Origin of the sequence: Cupriavidus pauculus (assembly GCF_008693385.1) — a bacterium.
In the GTDB taxonomy this organism is placed as follows: domain Bacteria; phylum Pseudomonadota; class Gammaproteobacteria; order Burkholderiales; family Burkholderiaceae; genus Cupriavidus; species Cupriavidus pauculus_D.
Genome location: NZ_CP044067.1, coordinates 2,598,444 through 2,621,868, shown reverse-complemented (window position 1 = coordinate 2,621,868; position 23,425 = coordinate 2,598,444). Strand labels below are relative to the sequence as shown.

The following is a 23,425-nucleotide window of genomic DNA, read 5'->3' as shown; positions in this document are numbered from 1 at the left end:
ACCATGACCATGAACGTGACCCGCACCGAGATTCCGGATGTGCTGATCGTCGATCCCAAGGTGTTCGGCGACGATCGTGGTTTCTTCTACGAAAGCTTCAACGGACTCGAGTTCGAGGCGGCCACCGGCTTGAAGCGCCACTTCGTGCAGGACAACCATTCGCGCTCGGCGCGCAATGTCCTGCGTGGGCTCCACTATCAGGTCAGGCATCCGCAGGGCAAGCTCGTGCGCGTGGTCACCGGCGAGGTGTACGACGTGGCCGTGGACCTGCGCAGAAGCTCGCCGACGTTCGGCAAGTGGGTGGGCGTGACGCTCTCCGCCGAGAACAAGCGGCAGCTGTGGATCCCGGAAGGCTTTGCCCACGGCTTCGTGGTGCTGTCCGACTACGCCGAGTTCCTGTACAAGACCACCGACCGCTGGTACCCCGAGCACGAGCGATCGCTGCTCTGGAACGACGGCCACCTCAGGATCGAATGGCCGATCGCCGGCACGCCGATCCTTGCCGCGAAGGACGCGGCGGGCCGCACCCTCGAGGATGCGGAGGTGTTTGCCTAGTGCGGCAACATGGCGTCGCGCGCCAATGCGGTGTTCTCCGCAGTCACGAAGCGGTCCCCCGGAACTGCCTGACCGCTTCGTCCCGCAGCGCCTCCACGAGCCGTGTGCGCGACGTCGTGCGGGACCAGATCAGGCCCATGCGCCGCGGTTCGCTGTGCATGGGCAGCGGCAGATGCACGAGCCGCAGCCCCTCGGGCCATGGGCGGATCCACTCGGGGACGAGCGATACGCCGAGGCCCCGGTCCACCATCACGGCAATCGCCGACAGCGAATTGAGCTCGAAGCGTTCGTTGGGCGCGATGCCGTTGTCGCGCAGGTAGCGGTCGGCGAGCTGGCCGCCCCATTCGTGGCGGTCGTAGCGGATGAACGGCGCCACGCGCAGCAGCTCGTGGGGATCCGACCCCGCAAGCTGCGCGGGCACCAGCAAGCCCAGCGGCTCTTCCCGCAACAATTGCCAGCGAAGCAGCTTCGGCAGCGGCGAAGGTGAGGCCAGCACGATGGCGGCATCGAGCGTCCCGTTCAGCACGGCCGGGTGCATATCGACCGAATAGCCGGGCTGCACGTACACGCTGATGCCCGGATAGCGCTTGATCAGCGCGCTCAGCAGATCGGGCACCATGCCCGTCAGTGCGGTCGGTCCGGCACCGAGCCGCAACTCCCCCGCCAGTTTTTCTTCATCGAGCGCCGCCGCGAACATGCCGCTCACATGCGCGAGCACGTCGCGCGCTCTCGCGGCGACGCGTTCACCGCTTTCCGTGGCAATGACATGCCGGCCCGACCGGATCACGAGCGACACCCCCATCTCGCGTTCGAGCGCCCGAATCTGCTGCGCGACGGCGGCGGGCGTCAGGCTGAGCCGCCGTGCGGCCTCCGCGATGGACCCATGCTCGAGCACGGAAAGGAAATTCTGCAGGAAGAGGGTGTTCATGAGGTCGATACCCGATACGGGACGGCATGAAGATAGTTTATCTATCTTTTGAAGAAAGACGATAGGCCTTTTTCTTTATCGACCGGCTTCGCATACTGGTCCTCATACCTACAAGACAACAATCAGGAGACAGCATGCAACGCCCCTATGCATCCATTCTGGCCGTGCTATGCACAGGCCTGCTCGCCACGGCCAGCGCCGCGATGGCCCAGGAGCCCGTCCTGCCGAAAACGATTCGTATCGTCGTGCCCTTCTCCCCCGGCGGCAGCAACGATCTGTTCGCCCGCGCGCTGGCGCAGGGCCTGGCCGGCCGGACCGGTTCCTCCGTCGTCGTGGAGAACCGGCCCGGCGCCGGTGGTGCCATCGGCGCGCAGGCCGTGGCCACCGGCGATCCGGACGGCTCGACGCTGCTGCTCAACTCGCTGAGCTTCAGCACCAACGCGGCGATCCAGCCGAAGCTGCCCTACGACCCGATCAAGTCGTTCGAGCCCGTGGCGATGCTGAACCGCGGACCCATGCTGCTCGTGACCGCGGCCAATACGCCCTACAAGAGCGTGAAGGACGTCGTCGAGGCGTTCCAGGGCAAGGGCGGCGACAAGGACAAGAGCATCAACTTCGGCTCGGCCGGTCCCGGTTCGAGCGGCCATCTCGGCGGCGAACTGCTCAACGCGCTGGGCCAGGGCCGCGCGGTACACGTGCCGTACAAGGGCGTCTCCAATGCGGTCGTCGATATGGTGGGCGGCAACGTGCAGGTCATGATCACGACCGCGGCATCGGTGGCCGGTCCGCTGAAAAGCGGTCAGGTCCGCGCGCTCGCGGTGACCTCGGCGGAGCGTTCGCGCTTTGCGCCCGGCCTGCCGACCGTCGCCGAGACGCTGCCCGGCTTCGTCGTGGAAGCATGGTGGGGCGTGTTCGCGCCCGCGAAGACACCGCAGCCCATCGTCGATCGCCTCAATCAGGAGATTCGCGCGGTGGCCGAGACGCCGGCGATGAAGGAACTCTTCTCGCGCGAGTCGACGGAGCCGAGCAACATGACCGCGCCGCAGTTCGCGAGCTATGTGCAGTCCGAGGTCGGCAAGTGGCGCACGCTCGTCTCGACCCGACATGTGGCCGTCGCCACCAACTGAGCCACGCGATGCAAAGCAAGGTATTCAACCCGAAAGCGCGCGGCCCGCTGCATGGCCTGCGGATCATCGACATGAGCCGGCTGGTCGCCGGCAACATGCTGACGCTGCAACTGGCCGATTTCGGCGCGGACGTGATCAAGATCGAGCCGCCCGACGGCGACTCGCTGCGCAACTTCAAGACCGATGGGCTCGATATCTGGTGGAAGACCTACGCGCGCAACAAGCGCAGCCTCGGGCTGAATCTGCGCAACCCCGAAAGCATCGCGTTGCTCAAGACGCTTGCCGAGACCGCCGACGCGCTGATCGAAAGCTTCCGGCCCGGCACGCTGGAAGCGATGGGACTGGGCCCCGACGTGCTGCATGCGATCAATCCGAATCTCGTCATCACCCGCATCTCGGGCTGGGGCCAGACCGGACCCTATCGCCACAAGCCCGGATTCGGCACGCTCGTCGAAGGCTATAGCGGCTTTGCGGCGATCAACGGCTTCGAGGATCGCGAACCGGTGCTGCCGCCGATGTTCCTCGGCGACATGACGACGGGCCTCTATGGCGCGAGCGCCACGATGATGGCGCTCTGGCATATCCAGGCGCATGGCGGGCGCGGCCAGGTCATCGACCTGTCGCTGTTCGAGCCGATGCTGTCGATCATGGGACCGCAGGCGGCCAATTACAAGTTCACGGGCAAGCTCAAGCGCCGCACGGGCAGCCGGTCGAGCACGACCGCGCCGCGCAACGTGTATCGCACGCGGGACGACAAATGGCTCGCGCTCTCGACGGCGTCCAACAGCGTGGCGCGCCGGCTCATGGAGACCATCGGGCGCGGCGACATGCTCGACGATCCGCGCTATGCCACCAACAGCGCGCGCCTCGCGCATATCGAAGAGGTCGATCGCGTGGTGGGCGACTTTATCCGCGCGCGCAGCCTCGACGAGAACATGGCGGTCTTCGAGGCGGCGGGCGTCACGATCGGCCCTGTCCATGACGCGAAGCAGGTGCTCGACGACGCGTATGTGGCCCAGCGCGAAAGCCTCGTCGAGCTGCCGGACGCGGAACTGGGCGCACTGCCGATGCACAACATCGTGCCCCGCTGGAGCGATACCCCCGGGGACTTCCGCTGCCCGGCACCGGACCTCGGGCAGCACAACGACGAGATCGTCCGCGAGGCGCTCGGCGAGGCAGGCCTCGCCCGATTGCGCGCGAGCGGCGCGCTGGTCGGCGGCGCGCACGCGCCCGCCCCGCTTTCCTCTGCGGCCTGACAACGCTGCACTGCCATCACACAAGGAGAAGACAATGAACCGAGTTGGTCATCCGATCACGGGTCCCGGCGCCTGGAAAGGTCCCGACATCGACTGGACGAAGGAAGGGCTCCACGTCCTCGGCGCGGAAGAACTGGCCGAGATCGATCGCGCGCTCCAGCATCTGAAGTCGCTGGGCGACGTGGACTTTCCCGATATCACGCGCGAGACGTTCCCGCTCGACACCGTGGGCACGCTCATGGCGTCGCTGCCAAAGCGGCTGCGCGAGGGCGCGGGCTTCCTGATGCTGCGCGGACTGCCGCGCGACCGTTACAGCGACGACGATATGGCCCGCATCTATTTCGGGCTCGGCGCGTACATCGGCAAGACCATGACGCAGTCGTACCTCGGCGACCGCCTGGGACACGTCGTCAACGTGAGCGACTACGAGCCGAAGTCTCGCGGCTATCGCAAGGGAGGCGGGCAGCTCATGCATACCGACTCGTGCGACATCATCGGATTGATGTGCCTGCGCACGGCCATCTCGGGTGGCGAGAGCCGCATCACGAGCGCGCTGACCGTGCACAACTATCTGCTCGAACATCACCCGAAGTCGCTCGACATCCTGAGCCGCGGCCTGTTCCTGAAGCGTACCGACGAGGACGGCCGCCGCGCCACACGCACGTTCAGCGAAGACCGCGTGCCGTTCTTTGCCGACGATGGCCAGGGCGAAGTCACCTGCTACCTGCCCACCGGCTATGCGCGTCTCGCCGAGAAAAGCGGACAGCGTCCGTTCTCGCAGGAGGAGTCGGACGCGCTCTACCACGCGCGCAAGGCCGCGGCGATGCCCGAGCACTACCTCGATATGGGCTTCCGCGAGGGCGATATCCAGTTCCTGAACAACCGCATGATGGTGCATGGCCGCACCGACTACGAAGATCATCAGGAACTGTCGAAGCGCCGCCATCTGCTGCGCATGTGGCTGCGCGTGGAGTCGTGGCCGGCCATGCCGAAGAAGCAGGTGTTCCATACCGATGAGGACATGCGCCTGTGGAGCGTCACGCGCAGGCCGTTCATGGAGCTGCCGTCCAACCACGACCGCGACCTGCTCGAAGGCGTCGCGGGCGCGATGGTGGAGTAACGGCCGTCCCCCCGAGGGCAACATCCCGAGGGGGCAATCTCAATATGTGGACCCTCCACGCCCCACAATCGCCCTACCATCTTGTGAACCCAATCCACTGGCTTTCACAATATGGACGCTATCGAGCGCGTATCTGGCGGGGCGGCGAGGCGCATTGCCGAGTTTGCGAGCGGCTTCGGCGCCCATGACCTCGACCCCGGCCTGCTGGAAGCGGTCGGCCGGGCGTTTATCGACACCTATGGCGTAGGGCTCGCCGGGCGGAACGAACCGCCCGCGGTCAAGGCGCGGCGATATGCGCGCGTGGCGGCCGGCGGCGATGCATGGCACGCGTCTCTCGCGAACTCGGCGCGTTGCTGGGGAGACGGCGAGCGGCTGCCCGTGGAGCTCGCCGCGCTCGTCAATGGCGTCGCCGCGCACGTGCTCGACTACGACGACGTGACGTCGCCGATGCGCGGCCATCCGAGTGTCGCGCTGCTGCCTGCACTCGTGGCGTTGGGCGAGTCCCTCGATGCGGACGGCGCGGCCCTCGCGGCGGCCTACGTCGTGGGCTTCGAAGTCATCTGCAAGCTCTCGCGCGCCTACGCGGTGCATCACTACGCAAAAGGCTGGCATTCCACGTCCAGCATCGGCACGATTGCCGCCGCCGTGGCCTGCGCGCATCTGCTGAAGCTCGATGTCCCGGGCATCGTCCATGCCATCGGCCTGGCCGTGGCGCAGACGGCGGGGACGCGCGCCAACTTCGGCACCGATGCAAAGTCGTTCCAGGCCGGGCAATGCAATGCCGCGGCCCTCCGCGCGGCCCTGCTGGCGAAGGAAGGCTTCGACGCCGCGCCCGGCGCGCTCGACGGCCAGTTCGGCTATACCGCGCTCTACGCCGACGAGGCCAGCCTCGACGACGAGCTGGCAACGCTTGGGCATGGCACGCTCGAATTGCTGCGCAGCGGCATCGAGGTCAAGAAGTATCCCCTCTGCTATGCCACGCATCGCGCGATCGACGGCATGCTCGACCTCCGCGCCGAACACGCCCTCACGCTCGGCGATATCGAGACCGTCGCCATCTTCACCAGCGCCGGCGCGCTGACCCCACTCATCCATCATCGGCCCCAAACGGGGCTCGAGGCGAAGTTCAGCCTCGAATACGCAATGGTCGCGGCACTGCTCGACGGCCATGTCACGCTGGCGAGCTTCACCGATGACGCAGTGCAACGCCCGGCCGCCCAGGCCGCGCTATCGCGCGTCACCGGACAGTCGTCCGCCGATGGGCAGGTGTTTCCGCGCTGGACACATATCGACCTCACGCTTCGCAACGGACGCCGGCTCTCGCGCCGGGTCGATAGCCTGCGGGGGTCCGCGGCGCTGCCGCTTTCCGCGGCCGAACTCAAGAGCAAGTTCGACGACTGCCTCGCATGGGGCGGTGCCAAAGCCGACGCGGGAAGCACTGCGGGCAACACCTTCGCGCGCGCCATGGCGCTGGACCGCTACGCGGTGCGGGATCTGCTGACCGGCGACTGATCCGTCGCCGCGCATCAAAAAGAACACAACATGGAGACAAACGATGCACCACTCGTCGCGCCGCATGCGCGGGCTTCTGGCCGCGCTATCGATCCTGCCCGGCATGCAGGGGCTGGCCCATGGCGCCGGCTTTCCGGATAAGCCGATCACGCTCGTGGTGCCCTACGCCCCGGGCGCTACCACCGATACCATCGCGCGGCGCGTCGGCGCGCTGATGGGCAAGGCGCTCGGCACGACGATCGTCATCGAGAACAAGCCGGGCGCGAATGGCGTCATCGGCGCCACCACCGTGGCGCGGGCCGCGCCGAACGGCTACACCATGCTGCTGTCGACGGACTCCAGCAGCGTGCTGAATCCGCTGCTCTATACCAACCTCAGCTACAACCCCGACAAGGACCTCGCGCCCGTCGCGCTGCTCAGCGACCTGCCGCTGGTGCTCGTGGTGAACAGCAGCCTGCCCGTGCGCGACCTGAAGGAATTCGTCGCCTACGCCAAGGCGCATCCGGGCGAGATCAATTACGGTTCCACGGGCAATGGCGGCACGTTCCACCTGGCCGGCGAGCTCTTCAGCCAGCAGGCGGGCATCAGGATGACGCACGTGCCGTACAAGGGTGGCGCGCCCGCCGTCGCGGCCATGGTCGGCAACGAGATCCAGGCGCTGTTCGGCGTCGTCGGTTCCAACCTGTCGCAGATCCGCGCGGGCAAGCTGCGGCCCATCGCGCTCGCCGCGCGGGAACGCATGCCCACGCTGCCCGACGTGCCCACGTTCGCGGAGTCCGGCTACAAGGACTTTGTCGTGCAGGTGCGCTATGGCCTGTCGGTGCCGAAGGCGGTGCCGCGCCCCATCGTCGAGCAGCTTGCCGCAGCCGCCAACAAGGCGCTGGCCGATCCGGAGTTCCGCGGCACCTTTATCGCGCAGGGGTTCGTGCCGCCGGCATCGTCCGATCCCGCGGCCTATCAGTCGCTGATCGACAGCGACAGGCGCGTCTGGACGGACCTGATCCGGCAGAAGAATATTTCTCTCGACCAGTGACCGGGGCCATGACCATGCGACACAAGCTGCCATTCGCGCTGATGCGCGGCGGTACCAGCAAGGGCGTCTTCCTGCACGCCGATCACGTTCCCGCCGACCGCGAACGGCTGACGGCGTTGCTGCTCGACCTGTTCGGCAGTCCCGATCGCAGGCAGATCGACGGACTCGGCGGTGCCGACAAGCTGACGAGCAAGGCGGCGATCATCGGTCCGCCCGTGCGGCCCGACACGGACGTGACGTATCTGTTCGGTCAGGTGGGCACGGTCCAGGCGGAGGTCGATTACAACCTCAATTGCGGCAACCTGACCGCCGCGGTCGGCGTGTATGCGATCGAGGAGGGTTTCGTCGCGCCCGTGGAAGGTCTGACCGAAGTGCGCGTGCACAACGTCAACACGGACCGCGTGATCCGCGTCGTAGTGCCCGTGCGCGATGGCGAGCCCGTCTGGGAAGGCGATTTCGCCATCGGCGGCGTACCGGGGACCGGCGCGCCCATCGACCTGGACTTCTCGGCGGCAACGGGCGCCATCACGGGCACGCTGTTCCCGACGGGCAACGTCAGCGACTGGCTCGACGTACCAGAGGTCGGGCAGGTCGAGGTGTCGATCGTCGATGGGGCGAACCTCGCGGTCTATATCGATCACGCGGCGCTCGATATGACGGGACTGGAAAGTCCGGACGAGATCGATGCGGATGCCGCGCTCAAGCGCCGCATGGACGCGGTCCGCAAGGTGGTCGCATATCGATGCGGCCTGCAGGACTACTGGAATGCGCGCAAGGCACCGTCCACGCCGATGCTGATCGTGCTGCGCGGCGCGACCGATTATCTGACCTGCACGCAGGGAGAGCGCGTGCCCGCGCATACGTTCGACCTCGTCGTGCGGCAGTATGCGTCGGGGTCCGCGAGCAAGACGCTTGCTGGCACGCTCACGGCGACGACCGGTGTGGCGTGCCGCGTGCCGGGCACGATTCCTTACCGGTTACTGGGGGAGGATGCACGGCGATCGACACGCCGCCTTGGCTTTGGCCACCCCTCGGGCATCGCATTCGTGGAGGCGGCGGTCGATGCGACGCGCGAGGGCGTGTCCGTCGACCGCATGGTCGTGCAGCGCACCGCCCGCCGGCTAGCCGATGGCGTCGCCTACCTCAGGCAAGGCATCGACATGCCCACGGCCGTTACTGATCCGCCGTGATACCCGCGGCGCGGATGATGCCGCCCCACTTGGCCGTGTCCGCCTTGATCGCGGCCGCCATCGCCTGCGGCGTGCCGCCATCGACCACATAGCCGTCGTTGGTCAGCTTGTCCTTGTTCTCCTTCAGGCCGGCGACGATCGCGCTATGCAGCCTGGCAAGAATGGGCTGCGGCACGCCCGCAGGCGCGATATAGCCGTACCACGTGTCCGAGTCGTACCCCGGCACGCCGGACTCCGCGATCGTCGGCACATCCGGCATCAGCGGATTGCGCTGGGGACTGCCGACGGCGAGCGCGCGTACCTTGCCATTGCGCATCTGCGGCAATGCGGACGCCGTCTGCACGAACATGACCGGAATCTGTCCCGCCAGCAGATCCGCCATGGCGGGACTGCCGCCCTTGTACGGCACGTGCAGCATGTCGATCTTCGCCATCGACTTGAGCAGTTCACCCGCCAGATGCTGCGAGGTGCCGGTGCCTGCCGACCCGTAGGTCACCTTGCCGGGCTCCTTCCTCGTCATCGCCAGCAACTCCTGAAAGTTGTTCGCCGCAAACGACTTGTTGACCACGACCACCAGCGGCAATTCGGCCGCGATGGTGATCGGCGCGAAATCCTTCGCCGCGTCGTACGGCAGCTTCTTGTACATGCTGGGATTGTTCGTGAGGATCCCGGCGGAGGTCATCATGATCGTGTAGCCGTCCGGCGCCGAGCGCGCCGTGAACTCCGCGGCAATGATGCCGCCCGCGCCGGGCCGGTTCTCGACGATCACAGGCTGGCCCAGCGTCTTCGACATCGACTGGCCGACTACACGGGCGAGCAGGTCGGTGCTGGCGCCGGCGGGGTAAGGCACCACCACGCGAATGGGCTTGCTGGGGAAGCTGTCGCCCTGCGCGCTGGCCGTGGCCGGCAGGCTTTCGAGCGCGACCAGCATCGCGATCGATGCCAGGCGGCGGAAGCCGTGGGTTGGGGTATGTCTCATCGTCTCCATCTCCTCGTTATTGGTGTCTGACTGCCGGCTACCACGCCATGTCCAGCGTATTCGCCAGTCTTGTTCGTTCCCGCGCGTCGATGAACTCGCGCGCGCGGTCCGCATTGAAATTGCGCCCCGCGTGCGCGAGCAGATGCGGCAGCTCGGCCCGCGGCAACCCCAGATCGCGCAGCCGCGTGGGCATGCCGAGCGATGCAAAATGGTCTGACACGGCTTGCGCGACCGCCTCCACGTCCCCGTCATCCCCGCAACCTGTGGTTTGCCCAATCACATGGATCACGTCCGGGCAGAGGTGACCGTGCACGCGGATGGCCGCGGGCGTGAGCGCCGCATGCGTGCTGGCCTGATCGATGGCCTCGAACCGGTGAAAGATCGGTGCCGCCAGCGCATACACGACGCGCGCAATCCGATGCGCGTCGAACGGCCGCCCGCCATCGTCCTCGTCGCGGTTCTGCAGCAATGCCGCCGCGCACAGGTCGATGCGTGGACCGTAGTCTTCGGTCTCCACCGCGCGGCGCAGCGCGCGGCGGGCCAGTTCGTAGGCCTGCCTGCGATCGCCCTCGACGAGCGGATTGGCGCGCTCCATCGTGCCGAGGTTCATCAGCGCCCGCCAGTACACCGAGAAACCCGTCGAACGCACGAGGTGGGGCGGTGCCGTCATCAGTGCCGCCGCATCCCAGAAGATGACGGCGGGGCGCGTCTTCGGATCGAAGAACTCGAGCCGCTCCCCGGTGGCGTCATCCTTCAGCGCGCTGCCGCCCCGGTTCTGCGCGGACGTGGCCGCCGTCAGGATATTGACGATGGGCAGCTTCGGCGCCAGCAGCTTCGGACTGACGGGCGGCGCGCCTTCGCCATACTGCGTGCAGAGCGTCCGCAGCGGCGCGCGCTCGCCGAGACACATCGCGATGACGCGCGTGGCCTTGATCACGCTGCCAGCGCCGATCGCGAGAATGACGTCGGCGCGCCGCTCCGACGCCATCGCCGCCGCGGCCTCGATATCGCTCACGGGGGCGTCCTTGCGGAGGCCCCCGTAGACGCCGGCAAGGCTGTCGCCGAGCAGCGCGCGGAGGCGTTCGATCAGGCCCGACCGCTCCGCGACGCTGCGGCCGCACACCACGAGCGCGCGCGAGGCACCGAGCCGGTCCAGCTCGCGCGGCAGTGCATCCAGCGCATCGAGGCCGGACCGGATGCGCACGGGCCGCTGCACGGCGTCGAACTCGTACATGGCGCCTCCTCAGCTGGACGGCAGCCCGCTCTTGAGCAGATCGCGCGCGACGACCCAGCGGTGCACCTCGCTCGGCCCCTCGACGATGCGCAGCACGCGCGCCATCCGGGCGATGTACTCCAGCGGCAGTTCCTTGGACACGCCCATGCCGCCGAACAGCTGGATCGCGCGATCCGCGACGCGCCCGATCATCTCCGTGGACTGGATCTTGACAATCGCGCCATCGCGCCGGAAGTCGGTGTCGCCGCGATCGATGCGCCATGCCAGCCGGTAGACGAGCCAGCGCACCATCTCCATCTCCTGGAAGCTGTCCGCGATCCAGTTCTGGATGGTCTGCCGATCGGCCAGCGGCGCGCCGAACGTCGTGCGCGTATTGGCTTGCTCGATCATCATCTCGATGCACCGGCTCGCCAGCCCCAGACACCGTGATGCAATGTCGAGGCGCCGCACCCCGAGCCGCTTCTGCAGCGGCTTGAACGCCGTGCCGATCTCGCCCAGCACCTGCTCGTCGCCGACCTCGACGTTGTCGAACACGACCTCGTACGGATGGTACTCACCGATCATCGGATAGCCCGTCGGCACCGTCAGGCCCGGCGTGCCCTTGTCCACGAGGAACGCGGACATGCCGCCATGGGCACCCCTGGACGGATCGGTCACCGCGAGCACGATCATGAAGTCGGCACGGCGGGCGTTGCTGATAAAGATCTTCGTGCCGTTGATCACCCATTTGCCGTTCCGTCGTTCGGCGCGCGTCTTGATGGCGCCCGCATCGGAACCGGCGCCCGGCTCCGTCAGCGCGATGCAGCTCTTCTTCTCGCCCCTTGCGTACGGCAGCAGGTACCGATCGATCTGCGAGCCGACGCAGAGCTCCCTGAGCAGATAGAGATTCGGGCTCTCCGGTGGCAGCACGAACGGCACGATGCTGTGCTTGAGCTCCTCGATGACGACGCACTTGGCCAGCATGCCGAACTCCTGCCCGCCGTATTCCTCCGGCACGTCGATGCCCCACAGGCCGATCTCGCGCGCCGTGTGCTGCAGCTTCGCATCGAGTTCCGGCGGAATCAGCGGCGTGTCGGTGAAGCCGCGCTCCGCCTCGCGGCGGATGATCAGCGCTTCATGCGGGATCAGTTCGTTGCGTACGAAGCGGGAAACGGTGTCCCGCACCATGCGCGTGTCTTCTGGTAATTCGAAATCCATGTTGCCGTGTTCCCAGTGTCTGTTATGCCGGCTTGCCGGCGGGCGTGAAGCGCGGGATCGTGATCTCTTCCGTGACCTTGTCGAACGTGACGGTCACCGCATCGCCGACCTTGACGGCGTCGTTGGGCACGCCGACCACGTTGCTGATCATGCGCGGGCCCTCTTCGAGCTGGATCATCGCGACGTTGTAAGGCACGTCCTGCGCAAAGCCCGCGTGATAGACCTGGTGGAAGACGATGTAGGAGAACACGGTGCCGCGGCCCGACAGGCGCCGCCAGTCGGCGCGTTCGGACAGGCACTGCGGACAGACGTGATTGATCGGATAGCGGATATGCCCGCAGTCCAGGCACTGCTGCATGCGCAGCTCTTCGCGGCGCGCGGCTTCCCAGAACGGGCGGTTGTCGTCGCCCAGCACGGGCAGGGGCTTGTTGTAATCGGTCATGATCATCGTTCTCCGTCTCAGCCCTGCTGCAGGATCATTGCGTTCGAGCAGTTCAGCGTCATGCCGCGGCCCGTCACCAGGCACGTCTCCGCGCCCGCCACCTGGCGCTCGCCGCATTCGCCGCGAATCTGCCGCACCCCTTCGACGATATGCAGCCACCCCTCCATATACGACTCGGAAAGATTGCCGCCCGCCGTGTTCACCGGCAGTTCGCCACCCAGCTGGATGCGCCCGCCCTCCACGAACGGACCGGCCTCGCCCACGCCGCAGAAGCCCGCGTGTTCGAGCCACAGCAGCACGCTCATCGTGAAGTTGTCGTAAAGCTGCGCGACGTCGATGTCCTTCGGACCGACGCCGGCCATCGCATAAGCCCGCTTGAGCGCATCCTTCTGATGCGGCACGTACCACCAGTCCTCGCGCTCCATGTTCTGCGTGGTGTAGGCCTGCCCCATGCCGGCAATCACCACCGGCGGCTGCTTCAGATGCCTGGCCCGCTCCGCCGACGTGACGATGATGCAGACGCCGCCATCGCTGATCAGGCAGCAGTCGAGCAGGTGGAACGGCTCGACCACGAACCGCGAATTCTGGTGATCCTCGATCGTGATCGGCTCGCGCATGACGGCGTTGGGATTCATCGAGGCATGGCGCCGGCATGCAACCGCCACCTCGCCAAGGTGACGGCTCGTCGTGCCATACAGCGCCATATGCCGACTGGCGGCGATGGCGCTGTTGGCGGCCGCCGCGAACATGCCCCAGATGCCCCACGAATCGCCCCAGCCGGAGGCGCGGCTGAACTTCGAGCCGCCCGTCTTGGCGGTATCGCCGAACACGCACGCGACCGTCGTGGCAAGGCCTGCATGAATGGCCGCGGCGGCCATCTGCACCAGCGCGCCGGCCGTGCCGCCGCCCAGCGTCATGCTGCCCGTGTACTGGGGGTCGATCCCCAGCGTCTCGCCGAGGCGCAGGTAGTTGAGCGAGGCCTCCGGCGACGTCGTGCCCGGCATCGTCAGCAGGCCATCGATATCGGACTTCTTCAAACCCGCGTCGTCGAGCGCGCGCTTGAACGCGTCCGTGGCGAGCGTGATCGGCGTCGATCCGGGCAGCCGTCCCTGCGCGGAAGCACCGACCCCGGCGATGGCGATCTTTCGTGACAAACTCATTGCACCCTCCTCCTTATTTTCCGTGGTACTGCGGCGGACGCTTTTCCTGGAAAGCGCGCCGCCCTTCTATCCGGTCCTCGGTATCGCGCATGAGCCCGAAGACATAGCGTTCGGTGTCGATCGCAACCGGCAGCGGCATGTCCATGCCCTGCTGCACGAGCCGCTTGACCGCGCGCACGGCGAGGGGCGCGTTCTGTGCAATCCGTTGGGCAATCGACGTGGCGGTGGCAAGCAGTTCCGCCTGCGGCACGACCTTGCTGACCAGGCCGATGCGCAGTGCCTCGGCCGCATCGACACGGTCGCCCGTCAGCAGCATCAGCATCGCGTTGGACGCGCCGACGGCGCGCGGCAGGCGCTGCGTGCCGCCCGCGCCCGGAATGCTGCCGATGCGCACTTCCGACAGCGCGAACTGCGCGTTGTCGGAGGCGATGCGGATGTCGCAGGCGAGCGCCAGTTCGAGTCCGCCGCCCATCGCAAAGCCGTTGATCGCGCAGATCAGCGGCTTGTCCGTGGTCAGGCCCGCCAGCAGGTGGTCCGACTTCGCGCGCCCGAACGTCGTCGAGGCAAAGCTGTCTTTCGGCGGCATCGTCTTCTTCAGGTCCGAGCCCGTGCAGAACGCCTTCTCGCCGGCGCCCGTCAGCACGGCCACGCGAATCGAATCGTCCGCATGGATGCGCCGCCAGGTCTCGTCGAGTTCCGCGCGCATGTCCGGATCGATCGCGTTCATCGCTTCCGGCCGGTTCAGTGTGATCGTCGCCACGTTGTCGGCAACGTCGATCAGGACGCTCATGGTGTCTCCCTGTCTTGTGCTTATGCGAGTGCGCCGCTGTCGATCAGGCGCGCCACGTCGGCATCGCTCAATCCCAGCAGATCGCGGCAGATCTCCCGCGTGTGCTGCCCCAGCAGCGGCGCGGGCGTCGATGGATTCGAGTGGGCATCCGAGAAACGGAACGGCGGCGCGTTGTAGATGCTCGGGCCCATCTCCGGATGGTCGAGCGTCACCCAGTGCCCGCGCGCCTGCAGTTGCGGGTCGGTGGTCAGTACGTCCGCGGCGTTGTTGACGATGCCGGCCGAGATGCCCGCTGCCTGCAACGCATGCATGAGTGCGGGTCCATCCCATTTGCGCGATCTCGCGGCGATCTCGGCATCGATCGCTTCGCGGTCCGCGAGGCGTCCCGCGACGGACGCCCACCGCGCGGGTTCCGGCAGGTCCAGCGCGGCGCGGAGCGACAGCCATTGCGCATCGTCGGCCACCGCGATGGCGATCCAGCGGTCCTCGCCATCGCACGGATAGACCCCGTGCGGCGCCATGTCGGGATGCGTGTTGCCGCGACGGTCATCGACACGTCCGTTGAAGGCGCTGTTCAGGATCCACGGCCCCATCAGCGCCAGCGTCGGCTCGGTCTGCGCGATATCGATGAACTGTCCCTCGCCGGTCCGGCGCGCGTGGCGCAGCGCGGCCAGGATCGCGAACGCCGCGTGCGTGGGGTTGGGAATATGGTCGGGATAGTTGGTCCCGGTCCCCGCCGGCTCGCGGTCCGGCAGGCCCGTCAGATGCTGCAGGCCGGTCAGCGCGCCGATGATCAGGCCGTAGCCGAGGTAGTCCTTCTCGGGGCCAGTGGTCCCCTGCATGGACATCGACGCGTACACGACCCGCGGACGAATCTCGCGCACGGCGTCATAACCGAGCCCGATCTTCTCCATGACGCCGGGCGTGAAGTTGTTGGCCACGATATCGGCATCGGCAATCAGTTGCCGGATCAGCTGCAATCCATCGGGATGCTTCGCGTTGACCGTGATGCTGCGCTTGCTCGAGTTGCGGTCCGCGAAGTAGCCGCTGCGGTTCACGCCCGATACGCCATCCTTGAAGGGACGCGCGATGCGCAGCGAGTCCAGCCGCGTGCAGGTCTCGATCTTGATGACGTCGGCGCCGAGGTCGGCGAGCAGCTTCGTCGTGAAGGACCCGGCCCCGATCCACGTGAAGTCGATGACGCGAATGCCTTGGAGCAATCTCTTCATTGCACGACTCCCGCATCGAACAGCGCCGCCTGCGCGGGTCCGGAAATGCCGAGCCCCGACAGGATCTCCGCCGTATGCTGACCCAGCCGCGGCGCCAGGCGCTCCAGCCGCCAGGGGGTCGCGCCGAACCGGTAAGGTGCGCCGGGGAATTTGCCCGCGGTCGTGAACGCGCCCTCGCCGAACGCTTCGGGGCCGACATCGAGGAAGAAGCCGCGCGCCGCGAGCTGCTCGCTGTCGAGCACGTCCGCGGGCGTGCTGACGGGGGCGATGGGAATGCGGCGCGCCTGACCGCGCTGATAGAGCTCGGCCTTCGTGTATCGGAGCGCGAAACCGTTGAAGACGCGCGCGAACGTCTCCTTGGCCTCCTTCGTGCTCAGGTAGTCGCGGTTCGACCACCGTTCGTCGCGCAGGGCCTCGACGCCTTCGATGCCCTCCTCCGCGAGCCATTCGACCGTGTTGCCCCAGAACCGATTGGCGCCCACGCCGGCGGCCATCAGATAGATATAGCCATCCTTGCAACGGAAGACGCCGCTGCCCGCCTCGCGCTGCCGGCCCGCGGTCCGGCCCCGGATCGTGCCTTCGAGGTCGAAGAACTGCACCGCGTTCTCCATCCCCATGACGATGCACTCCTGCATCGAGACATCGATATACTGGCCCGCGCCGCTCGCCTCGGCCTCATGGAGCGCCGCGAGCGATGCCACGGCGGCGAAAAGATTGGCGGCCGCGATGCCCTGGTAGCCGAACGGCACCATGGGCGGGCTATCGACGTAGCCGCCCAGCGACATCATCCCGCCCATCGCCATCGCCACCAGGTCCTCGCCCTTCCACCCGGCATAGGGTCCAGTCTGGCCGAACGGCGTGATGCTCGTCATCACCAGGCGCGGATTCCAAGCGCGCAGCGTCGCGTATCCCAGCCCGAGCGCATCCATCTCGCCGGGCACCGCGCATTCGATCAGCAGATCGGTATCGGCGACCAGCTGGCGGAACAGCGCCTTGCCTTGCGCCGTATCGAGGTCGAGGCCGATGCTGCGCTTGTTCGTGTTGTTGTACTGGAAGTAGAGACTCGCCTCGGCATCGGTCCGGCCTTCGAGAAACGGTGCCATGGCGCGGGTGCGCGTGCCGCCGGCCGGCTCGACCAGCACGACGTCGGCACCCAGGTCGGCGAAGAGCTTCGCGCAGTAGTTGCCGAGCGCCGCGCCCATGTCGAGCACCCTGATGCCCGCCAGCGCCGCGCCCGATTTGTAATGTAGTTCCATATATTGGGATTTTCCTTGCCGATCCGATTTCATCGCCACATCGTGTTTGCGGTGGATAATCACGGTTTCGATGGCTAAGAATGTTACGAATCCCCGGTCGCCAGCGTCAACGACGGTTGTTCCATATATTGGGATCATGAAAAGAGAAGACTTCGCGGACGGCAGCGTCGCCGTCAGCGGCACGCAGACGATCCAGCGCGCCGCGTTCATCCTTCGCCTGATTGCGGCGCACAACCGCACGGGCATGCGGCTCGCCGACATCTATCGCGCAGCGGGGCTCGAGCGATCGACCGCGCATCGGATCCTGCAGGGACTGGTGGCGGAACAACTGGTGACGCAGCATCCGGCGTCCAAGCGCTATTACCTCGGCAGCAGCCTCTACGAGATGGGTCTCGCGGCGGCGCCGCGCTTTCAGCTGCGGGACGTGTGCCACCCGCATATCAAGGCGCTGGCGGAGGCGTCGGGAGACACCGTCTTTCTGACGGTCAGGTCGGGGTTCAACGGCGTGTGCGTGGATCGCGAGGAAGGGTCGTTCCCGATCCGCGCGTTCGTGCTCGAGGTGGGCCGGCCGCGTCCGCTTAATATCGGCGGCGGCAACGTGGCCATTCTCAGCACGCTGCCCGACGACGAGATCCTGCGCATCTGCCTGTCGAACGAGACAAAGGTGAGCGAGGGATATCCGAACTACTCGGAACGTGTGATGTGGGACAAGGTGAAGCAGGTGCGCACGCGCGGGTACCTCGTCAATCGCGTGCTGGAAGTGCCGACGGTACGGACCGTCGCGGTGCCCGTGCACGCGCCGTACGAGCAGTCGGCCGCGGCGGCCATCAGCATCTCCGCTGTGGCGTCGCGGATGCAGAACGCGCGGATCGAAAGCCTGGCGAAGCTGCTGCTGGAGACGGTCCAGCGGATCGAGGCCGACGTGCGCGCGATGCAGGGCGGCTAGCGCGAGCGGCGGACTTCGGCGGCGCGGGGCGTGTAGAGTGGGCGGCGGAGCGGCGGCGGTATAATCGCGGGTTGCTTTCCCGCCGTCCGAACCCTCCATGCCCCGAATTCCCGCCCATCGTTCCGGCTCGCTGCACAGCGAGACCGCCCTGCCCGCGTCCCCCGACGTCAATACCTCCAGGCGCGCCCTGCTGAAAGGCGCGCTGGCCTCGGCCGCGATGGCGAGCGGCTTTCCCGCGCTGGCGCAGGACAACTGGCCTGCCAAGCCGATCCGGCTCGTCATTCCGTTCCCGCCGGGCGGCGGCACCGATATCCTCGCGCGCCTCGTGGCCAACCAGGTCGCGCAGAGCACCAAATGGACGTTCGTGCCCGACAACAAGCCCGGCGCGGGCGGCACGCTCGGCATTGCCGAGATCGTGCGCGCGGCGCCCACCGGCTACGAACTGGTCATGGGCCAGAAGGACAATCTCGTGGTGGCGCCATGGCTCTACAAGTCGGTGTCGTATGTGCCGGCGCGCGACCTCATCGCCATCAGCCACGTTGCCTACACGCCGATCTGCATCGTCACGTCGGCGAACTCGCGCTTCAAGACGCTGGCCGATGTGGTCGCGGCCGCGAAGGCGCATCCGGAGTCGGTCCGCTATGGCTCGCCCGGCAATGGCACGACGATTCACCTCGCGGCGGAGATCTTCAGCCACGCGGCCGGCATCAAGCTGCTGCACGTGCCGTACAAGGGCTCGAATGCCGCGATGATGGACGCGATGGCCGGCAACGTCGACCTGATGGTCGCCTCGGTGCCCTCGGCGCTGGCACAGGTCAAGGCCGGCAAGCTGCGCGTACTGGCCGTGACGTCGGCCACCCGCAGCACGTCGCTGCCGAACGTGCCGACCGTCGCCGAAAGCGGCTACAAGGACGTGGATGTCAGCACCTGGTACGGCATCTTCGCGCCCGCGAAAACGCCGGCCAGCGTCGTGGACCGCCTGGCCACCGAGATCAACAAGGTGCTGGCCAACCCCGACGTCATTCATGCGATCCACGAACAGGGCGCCGAGGCGAAGCTCATGACGCCGAAGGCGTTCGCCGAGCTCGTGGATTCGGACTATCGGAAGTGGAAGCCCATCGTCGAGCAGTCCGGCGCGAAGGTGGATTGACCCGGGGTCGATCGAACCTTCACGCGTCCCGCAGCACCAGCTCGTCTCCCGGGCGGATCGTCCCGCCCCGCACCACCTCGGCATAGATGCCGAGGTCCCCGTGCTTCACGTACTGCAGCAGCGACACCGGAATATTGAGGTCGCGGATACCCGTCTGCGGATCCACGCTCGTGGCCGCGCAGCGTTTCGTGCGCCGCACGACCTTCAGTACCACGTCGCCGATCGTCAGTTCGCGATCGACCCATTCCATTTCCGTCCACGCGGGCTGTCCCGAGAAATACAGGTTTGCGCGAAAACGCAGCGGATCCAGCGGGTGGTCCAGATGGCGCGCGAAGTCGGCCACCGTATCGAGGTTGATCAGCGAGATGCTGCGCATCAGCGCTTCCGACCGCACGCTCACATCCGTGAACTGGAAATTCGGCGCGTTGACCACGCGCGGCGTGCCCGGCAGCGGCACGTCGAGATACCGCTGCAGATAATCCGCGAGCCCCTTGCGGTCCGCGTCGTCGGCAAGATCGAACCGCGACACCCTGCCGTCCTCGGCCAGTTCCAGTTGCGCCGATGACTCGACGAAGCGCGTCTTCAGGCGCGCAAGCTTTTCGTACTTGGCCAGCATCAGGAACTGCGTCTTCGGCGCGGGCACTGGGTGCGCCGGGTCGAAATCGAGCGAACCGTCCGTGACCGCGTAGGCGCGGTCGAGCGGAAACCCCTGCGCGGCATGCAGGTCCACGCTGGCGAGCGTTTCGGGCGACAGGCCCTTGACCGGATAGCGGTATAGCGACTGGATGTTCATGGCGGTAGGCAGATGGCGTAAGCGAGGTCCCTATGTTGCCGCGCCACAAACCGTTCGCCAAGTGCTTTTGCCACACGAATCCCGGCGCGAAAACGGTGCACACCCACCCGAATTGGTGCTCTGCAAAAAAGCCATGCACCATTGCGCGCCACTCTGCATTTTTGCAGAGGCATCTGCGAACTCTCTCCTTTTCGCCGTTGCACGAATCGAACAAGAATGCAGCCAGATTGATCGTCATCGGGAGAGAGCAGCATGATCAAACCATCACCACGCGCCTACGAGGCGCTGTACCAGAACCCAGAATTCCAGCGGCTGGTGCGCACCCGCAGGCGCGTCGTGCTGACCCTGTTCGCGATCAGCATGACGATGTTCTTCGCCGTGCCCGTGCTCGCCGGCATCGGTTCCAGCCTGTTCGAGATTCGAGTCACGGCCTCGACCAACTTCGGGCTCTGGTACCTGTGCGGCCAGTATTTCGTCGGCGGCGTCATCGCCTGGGCCTATGCGGCAAAGCTGCGCCGGCTCGATGCGATGGCCGATGCACTGATCTCGCAGGCCCCGTCCCCGGAGCCTGAGGCCGCCCACGCGGTGGCAGCGTGAGGAGCCCGGCCATGAAAGCGCGTATTCCCCACCTTCTTGCCGCCATCGCCGCCATTGCCGCATCGCCGCTGACGCTCGGCACCGCCCACGCCGCGGAAGCCACGCTCGTCACCGAGGGCAATCGCGCGATGACCGTCATCGTGTTCGCGGTGCTGTTCTCGCTGACGCTGGCCATCACGTGGTTCGCGGCGCGCCGCAATGCCACCGCGAGCGACTTCTACACGGCCGGCGGCGGCATCAGCGCGCGCATGAACGGCATGGCGATTGCCGGCGACTACCTGTCGGCCGCGGCCTTCCTCGGCGTGTCGGGACTGATCGCGCTGTACGGCCTCGACGGCATCAGCTACGTCGCCGGTTTCTTTATCTCGTTCGTGCCGGTGCTGCTGCTGATTGCCGAGCCCTGCCGCAACCTGGGCCGCTACACGCTGGGCGATGTGCTCGCGTATCGCAACAGCTTCCGCGCGACCAAGCTCGTGGTCGCGGTATCCAGCGTGCTGGTCGCGCTGTTCTACATGGTCCCGCAGATCGTCGGCGGCGCCGTGATCGTGCGCGCGCTGATCGGTATCCCATACGAGATCTCCGTCTGCGCGGTGGGTGCGCTGATGCTGACCTACGTGCTGTTCGGCGGCATGCGCGCCACCACGTCGGTGCAGGTGCTGAAGGCGTTCCTGCTGATCTCGTTCTGCATCGTGCTCGTCGTGCTGTCGTGGATTCCGTACGGCTTCGACATCGAAGCGTTTTTCCGCAGCGTCATCCACAACGATGCCATCCAGCGCCATGTGCTGGACACGCTGCTGAAGGGGCAATCGACGCTCTCGGTGGAAGAGGCCGGCCGCCGCTTCCTCGAACCCGCGCTGTATCTGAAGAGCCCCGTCGAGCAGATCTCGCTGGGCATGGCGCTCGTGCTCGGGACCGCCGCGATGCCGCACATCCTCATGCGCTTCTTCACCGTCAAGAGCGCGAAGGACGCCCGCACGTCGGCGCTGTATGCGATGTTCGCGATCGGCCTGTGCCATCTGCTGATCGTCGTCATCGGCTTCTCGGCGGCGCTGAACGTCGGCCCGAAGGCCATCCTTGCGCTCGACAAGGGCGGCAACCTGGCCGCGCCGATGCTCGCGCAGTTCCTCGGCGGCGGGCCCGACAGCCTGCTGGGCAACTTCATGCTCGCGGTGGTGGCCGCGGTGGCCTTCGCGACGATCGTCGCGGTGGTCGCCGGCCTGACGCTGGCCGCGGCCTCGTCGCTCGCCCACGACGTCTATGTCGGCGCGATCCGCAACGGCCATGCGACGGACCGCGAACAGGTGGTGGCCGCGCGCATCGCCACGTTGCTGACCGCCGTGGTCTGCGTGGCCGCGGGTATCGCGGCCAAGGGCCAGAACGTCGCGCATCTGGTGGGGCTCGGCTACGCCGTGGCGGCCTCGGCCAACCTGCCCGCGCTCGTCTGCACGCTCTACTGGCGCCGCTGCAATACGGCGGGGGTGGTGGCCGGCGTCGTCGGCGGCACGCTGGTGTCCATCGGCATGGTACTGGTGTCGCCCAACATGACCTATCCGAGCATCATCGGGCTCGATCATCCGCTGATCTCGCTGCGCAATCCCGGCATTGTCTCGATTCCCATCGGCTTTCTGCTCGTGATCGTGTTCTCGCTGCTGACGCGCAGCCGCCTGTCCGAGTCTCGCTGGCCCGAAATGGCCGTCCGCCGCGAGACCGGCATGGGCATCGCCGACGCGGTTTCGCATTGATTCATTGTTTTGTCCGCACACACTGATATGACTCTTCCTATCGTCAAGGTCGCCGCCGCGCATGCCGCGCCGGTGTACATGAATGCGGCGGCCACCGCCGCCAAGGCTGTCTCGCTGATCGATGAAGCCGCGCGCCATGGCGCCGAGCTCGTGGTGTTTCCCGAATCGTTCATCCCGGGCTTTCCGGTCTGGGCCGCGCTGTGGGCGCCGATCTACAACCACGAATGGTTCCACCGCATGGTGAACAACAGCATCCGCATCGACGGGCCCGAGATGGCGCAAATCCGCGCCGCGGCCCGCCGCAACGGCGTGTTCGTGTCGATCGGCTTCAGCGAGAGCAGCGAGGTCAGCGTCGGCTGCATCTGGAACTCCAACGCGATGATCGGCGACGATGGCGCTTTGCTGAACCACCATCGCAAGCTCGTGCCGACGTTCTACGAGAAGATGGTGTGGGCGCCCGGCGATGGCCACGGCCTGCGCGTGAGCGACACCCGCATCGGCAAGATCGGCGCGCTGATCTGCGGCGAGAACACCAACCCGCTCGCGCGCTATGCGCTGGCCGCGCAGGGCGAGCAGATCCATATCTCGGCATGGCCCGCGATCTGGCCGACGCGCCTGCCGGGCTCCGGCCAGAACTTCGACAACCTCGCGGCCAATCGCATCCGCGCGGGCGGACATTCGTTCGAAGCCAAGGCATTCGGCATTCTCAATGCGGGCTTCATGGACAACGCGATGATCGAGGCCTTGTGCGAAAGTGGCGACGCGCAGGCGCGCGAGGTCATCGAGCGCACGCCGCGGGCCGCGACGCAGTTCCTCGACCCCACCGGGGCCGTGATCGGCGATACGCTCCAGCACGACGAGGGCCTGGCCTATGCGACGTTCGACCTCGATGCCTGCATCGAGCCGAAGCAGTTCCACGATATCGTGGGGTACTACAACCGCTTCGACGTGTTCGATGTGCGGATCGACCGGCGGCGACTGACGCCCGCCACGTTCACGTCCGACAACGTCGGGGCCACGCGGCCCGCCGCGCGCGAGGGCGCCGGAACGGTGGCCAGCGAGGGGGCCTTCGCGTTCGAGGATGCGGTGCGCTGACGCACCGCCATATGGCCCTTGGTCCCTTGGTCCCTTGGTCCCATGGCGGGACGGGGCCAAGCACCGGCATAATCGCTGCAACGCCCCGCCCTGC

At 66.7% G+C, this 23,425-nt stretch carries 22 protein-coding genes; 12 read left to right on the top strand and 10 right to left on the bottom strand.

Going from position 1 to position 23,425, the window contains the following annotated elements:
* Positions 1 to 3 precede the first annotated feature (3 nt).
* A complete protein-coding gene (gene rfbC / locus FOB72_RS29960; protein ID WP_150376861.1) occupies positions 4 to 555 on the top strand; it encodes a dTDP-4-dehydrorhamnose 3,5-epimerase in 552 nt (183 codons plus the stop codon).
* A gap of 43 nt (positions 556 to 598) precedes the next feature.
* On the opposite strand, the gene FOB72_RS29955 is transcribed toward rfbC, so the two are convergent.
* Positions 599 to 1,483 (bottom strand): LysR family transcriptional regulator, encoded by an 885-nt coding sequence (locus tag FOB72_RS29955; protein ID WP_150376860.1) that lies wholly within the window; start codon positions 1,481 to 1,483, stop codon positions 599 to 601.
* Between the two features lie 134 nt (positions 1,484 to 1,617).
* Between FOB72_RS29955 and FOB72_RS29950 the strand changes: the two genes are divergently transcribed.
* From FOB72_RS29950 to FOB72_RS29925, 6 genes are all read left to right on the top strand, one after another.
* Positions 1,618 to 2,610 (top strand): tripartite tricarboxylate transporter substrate-binding protein, encoded by a 993-nt coding sequence (locus FOB72_RS29950; RefSeq protein WP_150376859.1) that lies wholly within the window; start codon positions 1,618 to 1,620, stop codon positions 2,608 to 2,610.
* Positions 2,611 to 2,618: 8 nt separating this feature from the next.
* A complete protein-coding gene (locus FOB72_RS29945) occupies positions 2,619 to 3,866 on the top strand; it encodes a CaiB/BaiF CoA transferase family protein (RefSeq protein WP_150376858.1) in 1,248 nt (415 codons plus the stop codon).
* 34 nt (positions 3,867 to 3,900) lie between these two features.
* Entirely contained in the window at positions 3,901 to 4,986 is a 1,086-nt protein-coding gene (locus FOB72_RS29940) for a TauD/TfdA family dioxygenase (RefSeq protein WP_150376857.1), read from the top strand.
* A 111-nt stretch (positions 4,987 to 5,097) separates the two neighbouring features.
* Complete coding sequence (locus tag FOB72_RS29935) at positions 5,098 to 6,498, top strand: MmgE/PrpD family protein (RefSeq protein ID WP_150376856.1); 1,401 nt, start codon at positions 5,098 to 5,100, stop codon at positions 6,496 to 6,498.
* A gap of 43 nt (positions 6,499 to 6,541) precedes the next feature.
* Complete coding sequence (locus tag FOB72_RS29930; RefSeq protein WP_150376855.1) at positions 6,542 to 7,531, top strand: Bug family tripartite tricarboxylate transporter substrate binding protein; 990 nt, start codon at positions 6,542 to 6,544, stop codon at positions 7,529 to 7,531.
* Positions 7,532 to 7,539: 8 nt separating this feature from the next.
* A complete protein-coding gene (locus FOB72_RS29925; protein WP_150376854.1) occupies positions 7,540 to 8,721 on the top strand; it encodes a PrpF domain-containing protein in 1,182 nt (393 codons plus the stop codon).
* Here the strand turns inward: FOB72_RS29925 and FOB72_RS29920 are convergent.
* Genes FOB72_RS29920 through FOB72_RS29885 form a run of 8 tightly spaced genes read right to left on the bottom strand, consistent with a single transcriptional unit; the run spans position 8,705 to position 17,008 of the window.
* Positions 8,705 to 9,700 carry a Bug family tripartite tricarboxylate transporter substrate binding protein gene (locus FOB72_RS29920; RefSeq protein ID WP_223851643.1) on the bottom strand — a complete coding sequence of 332 codons (996 nt, stop codon included), beginning with the start codon at positions 9,698 to 9,700 and terminating at the stop codon, positions 8,705 to 8,707. The two genes, FOB72_RS29925 and FOB72_RS29920, sit on opposite strands and share 17 nt — an antisense overlap.
* Positions 9,701 to 9,737: 37 nt before the next feature.
* Entirely contained in the window at positions 9,738 to 10,934 is a 1,197-nt protein-coding gene (locus tag FOB72_RS29915) for an iron-containing alcohol dehydrogenase family protein (protein ID WP_150376852.1), read from the bottom strand.
* A gap of 9 nt (positions 10,935 to 10,943) precedes the next feature.
* Positions 10,944 to 12,131, bottom strand: a complete 1,188-nt coding sequence (locus FOB72_RS29910) for an acyl-CoA dehydrogenase family protein (RefSeq protein WP_150376851.1) — start codon at positions 12,129 to 12,131, stop codon at positions 10,944 to 10,946.
* A 22-nt stretch (positions 12,132 to 12,153) separates the two neighbouring features.
* A complete protein-coding gene (locus FOB72_RS29905; RefSeq protein WP_223851642.1) occupies positions 12,154 to 12,573 on the bottom strand; it encodes a Zn-ribbon domain-containing OB-fold protein in 420 nt (139 codons plus the stop codon).
* A gap of 17 nt (positions 12,574 to 12,590) precedes the next feature.
* Positions 12,591 to 13,733: a thiolase family protein gene (locus FOB72_RS29900; RefSeq protein WP_150376849.1), complete on the bottom strand. Its 1,143-nt coding sequence runs from the start codon at positions 13,731 to 13,733 to the stop codon at positions 12,591 to 12,593.
* Between the two features lie 13 nt (positions 13,734 to 13,746).
* A complete protein-coding gene (locus FOB72_RS29895; protein WP_150376848.1) occupies positions 13,747 to 14,523 on the bottom strand; it encodes an enoyl-CoA hydratase/isomerase family protein in 777 nt (258 codons plus the stop codon).
* A 20-nt stretch (positions 14,524 to 14,543) separates the two neighbouring features.
* Complete coding sequence (locus FOB72_RS29890) at positions 14,544 to 15,752, bottom strand: CaiB/BaiF CoA transferase family protein (RefSeq protein ID WP_150376847.1); 1,209 nt, start codon at positions 15,750 to 15,752, stop codon at positions 14,544 to 14,546.
* Complete coding sequence (locus FOB72_RS29885; protein ID WP_150376846.1) at positions 15,749 to 17,008, bottom strand: CaiB/BaiF CoA transferase family protein; 1,260 nt, start codon at positions 17,006 to 17,008, stop codon at positions 15,749 to 15,751. The genes FOB72_RS29890 and FOB72_RS29885 overlap by 4 nt, the downstream gene beginning before the upstream one ends.
* A 136-nt stretch (positions 17,009 to 17,144) precedes the next feature.
* Here FOB72_RS29885 and FOB72_RS29880 point away from each other — a divergent pair, with 136 nt between their 5' ends.
* A complete protein-coding gene (locus FOB72_RS29880) occupies positions 17,145 to 17,954 on the top strand; it encodes an IclR family transcriptional regulator (protein ID WP_150376845.1) in 810 nt (269 codons plus the stop codon).
* Positions 17,955 to 18,171: 217 nt separating this feature from the next.
* Positions 18,172 to 19,104 carry a Bug family tripartite tricarboxylate transporter substrate binding protein gene (locus FOB72_RS29875; protein ID WP_150377576.1) on the top strand — a complete coding sequence of 311 codons (933 nt, stop codon included), beginning with the start codon at positions 18,172 to 18,174 and terminating at the stop codon, positions 19,102 to 19,104.
* Between the two features lie 19 nt (positions 19,105 to 19,123).
* On the opposite strand, the gene FOB72_RS29870 is transcribed toward FOB72_RS29875, so the two are convergent.
* Entirely contained in the window at positions 19,124 to 19,897 is a 774-nt protein-coding gene (locus FOB72_RS29870; protein WP_150376844.1) for an MOSC domain-containing protein, read from the bottom strand.
* 252 nt (positions 19,898 to 20,149) lie between these two features.
* On the opposite strand from FOB72_RS29870, the gene FOB72_RS29865 reads away from it, so the two are divergent.
* The 3 genes from FOB72_RS29865 to FOB72_RS29855 are packed head-to-tail and all read left to right on the top strand — an operon-like array spanning position 20,150 to position 23,331.
* Positions 20,150 to 20,494 carry a DUF485 domain-containing protein gene (locus FOB72_RS29865; protein ID WP_150376843.1) on the top strand — a complete coding sequence of 115 codons (345 nt, stop codon included), beginning with the start codon at positions 20,150 to 20,152 and terminating at the stop codon, positions 20,492 to 20,494.
* Between the two features lie 11 nt (positions 20,495 to 20,505).
* On the top strand, positions 20,506 to 22,236 hold the full coding sequence (locus FOB72_RS29860; RefSeq protein WP_150376842.1) for a cation acetate symporter: 1,731 nt from the start codon (positions 20,506 to 20,508) through the stop codon (positions 22,234 to 22,236).
* A 27-nt stretch (positions 22,237 to 22,263) separates the two neighbouring features.
* On the top strand, positions 22,264 to 23,331 hold the full coding sequence (locus tag FOB72_RS29855; RefSeq protein WP_150376841.1) for a carbon-nitrogen hydrolase family protein: 1,068 nt from the start codon (positions 22,264 to 22,266) through the stop codon (positions 23,329 to 23,331).
* Positions 23,332 to 23,425: the final 94 nt, after the last annotated feature.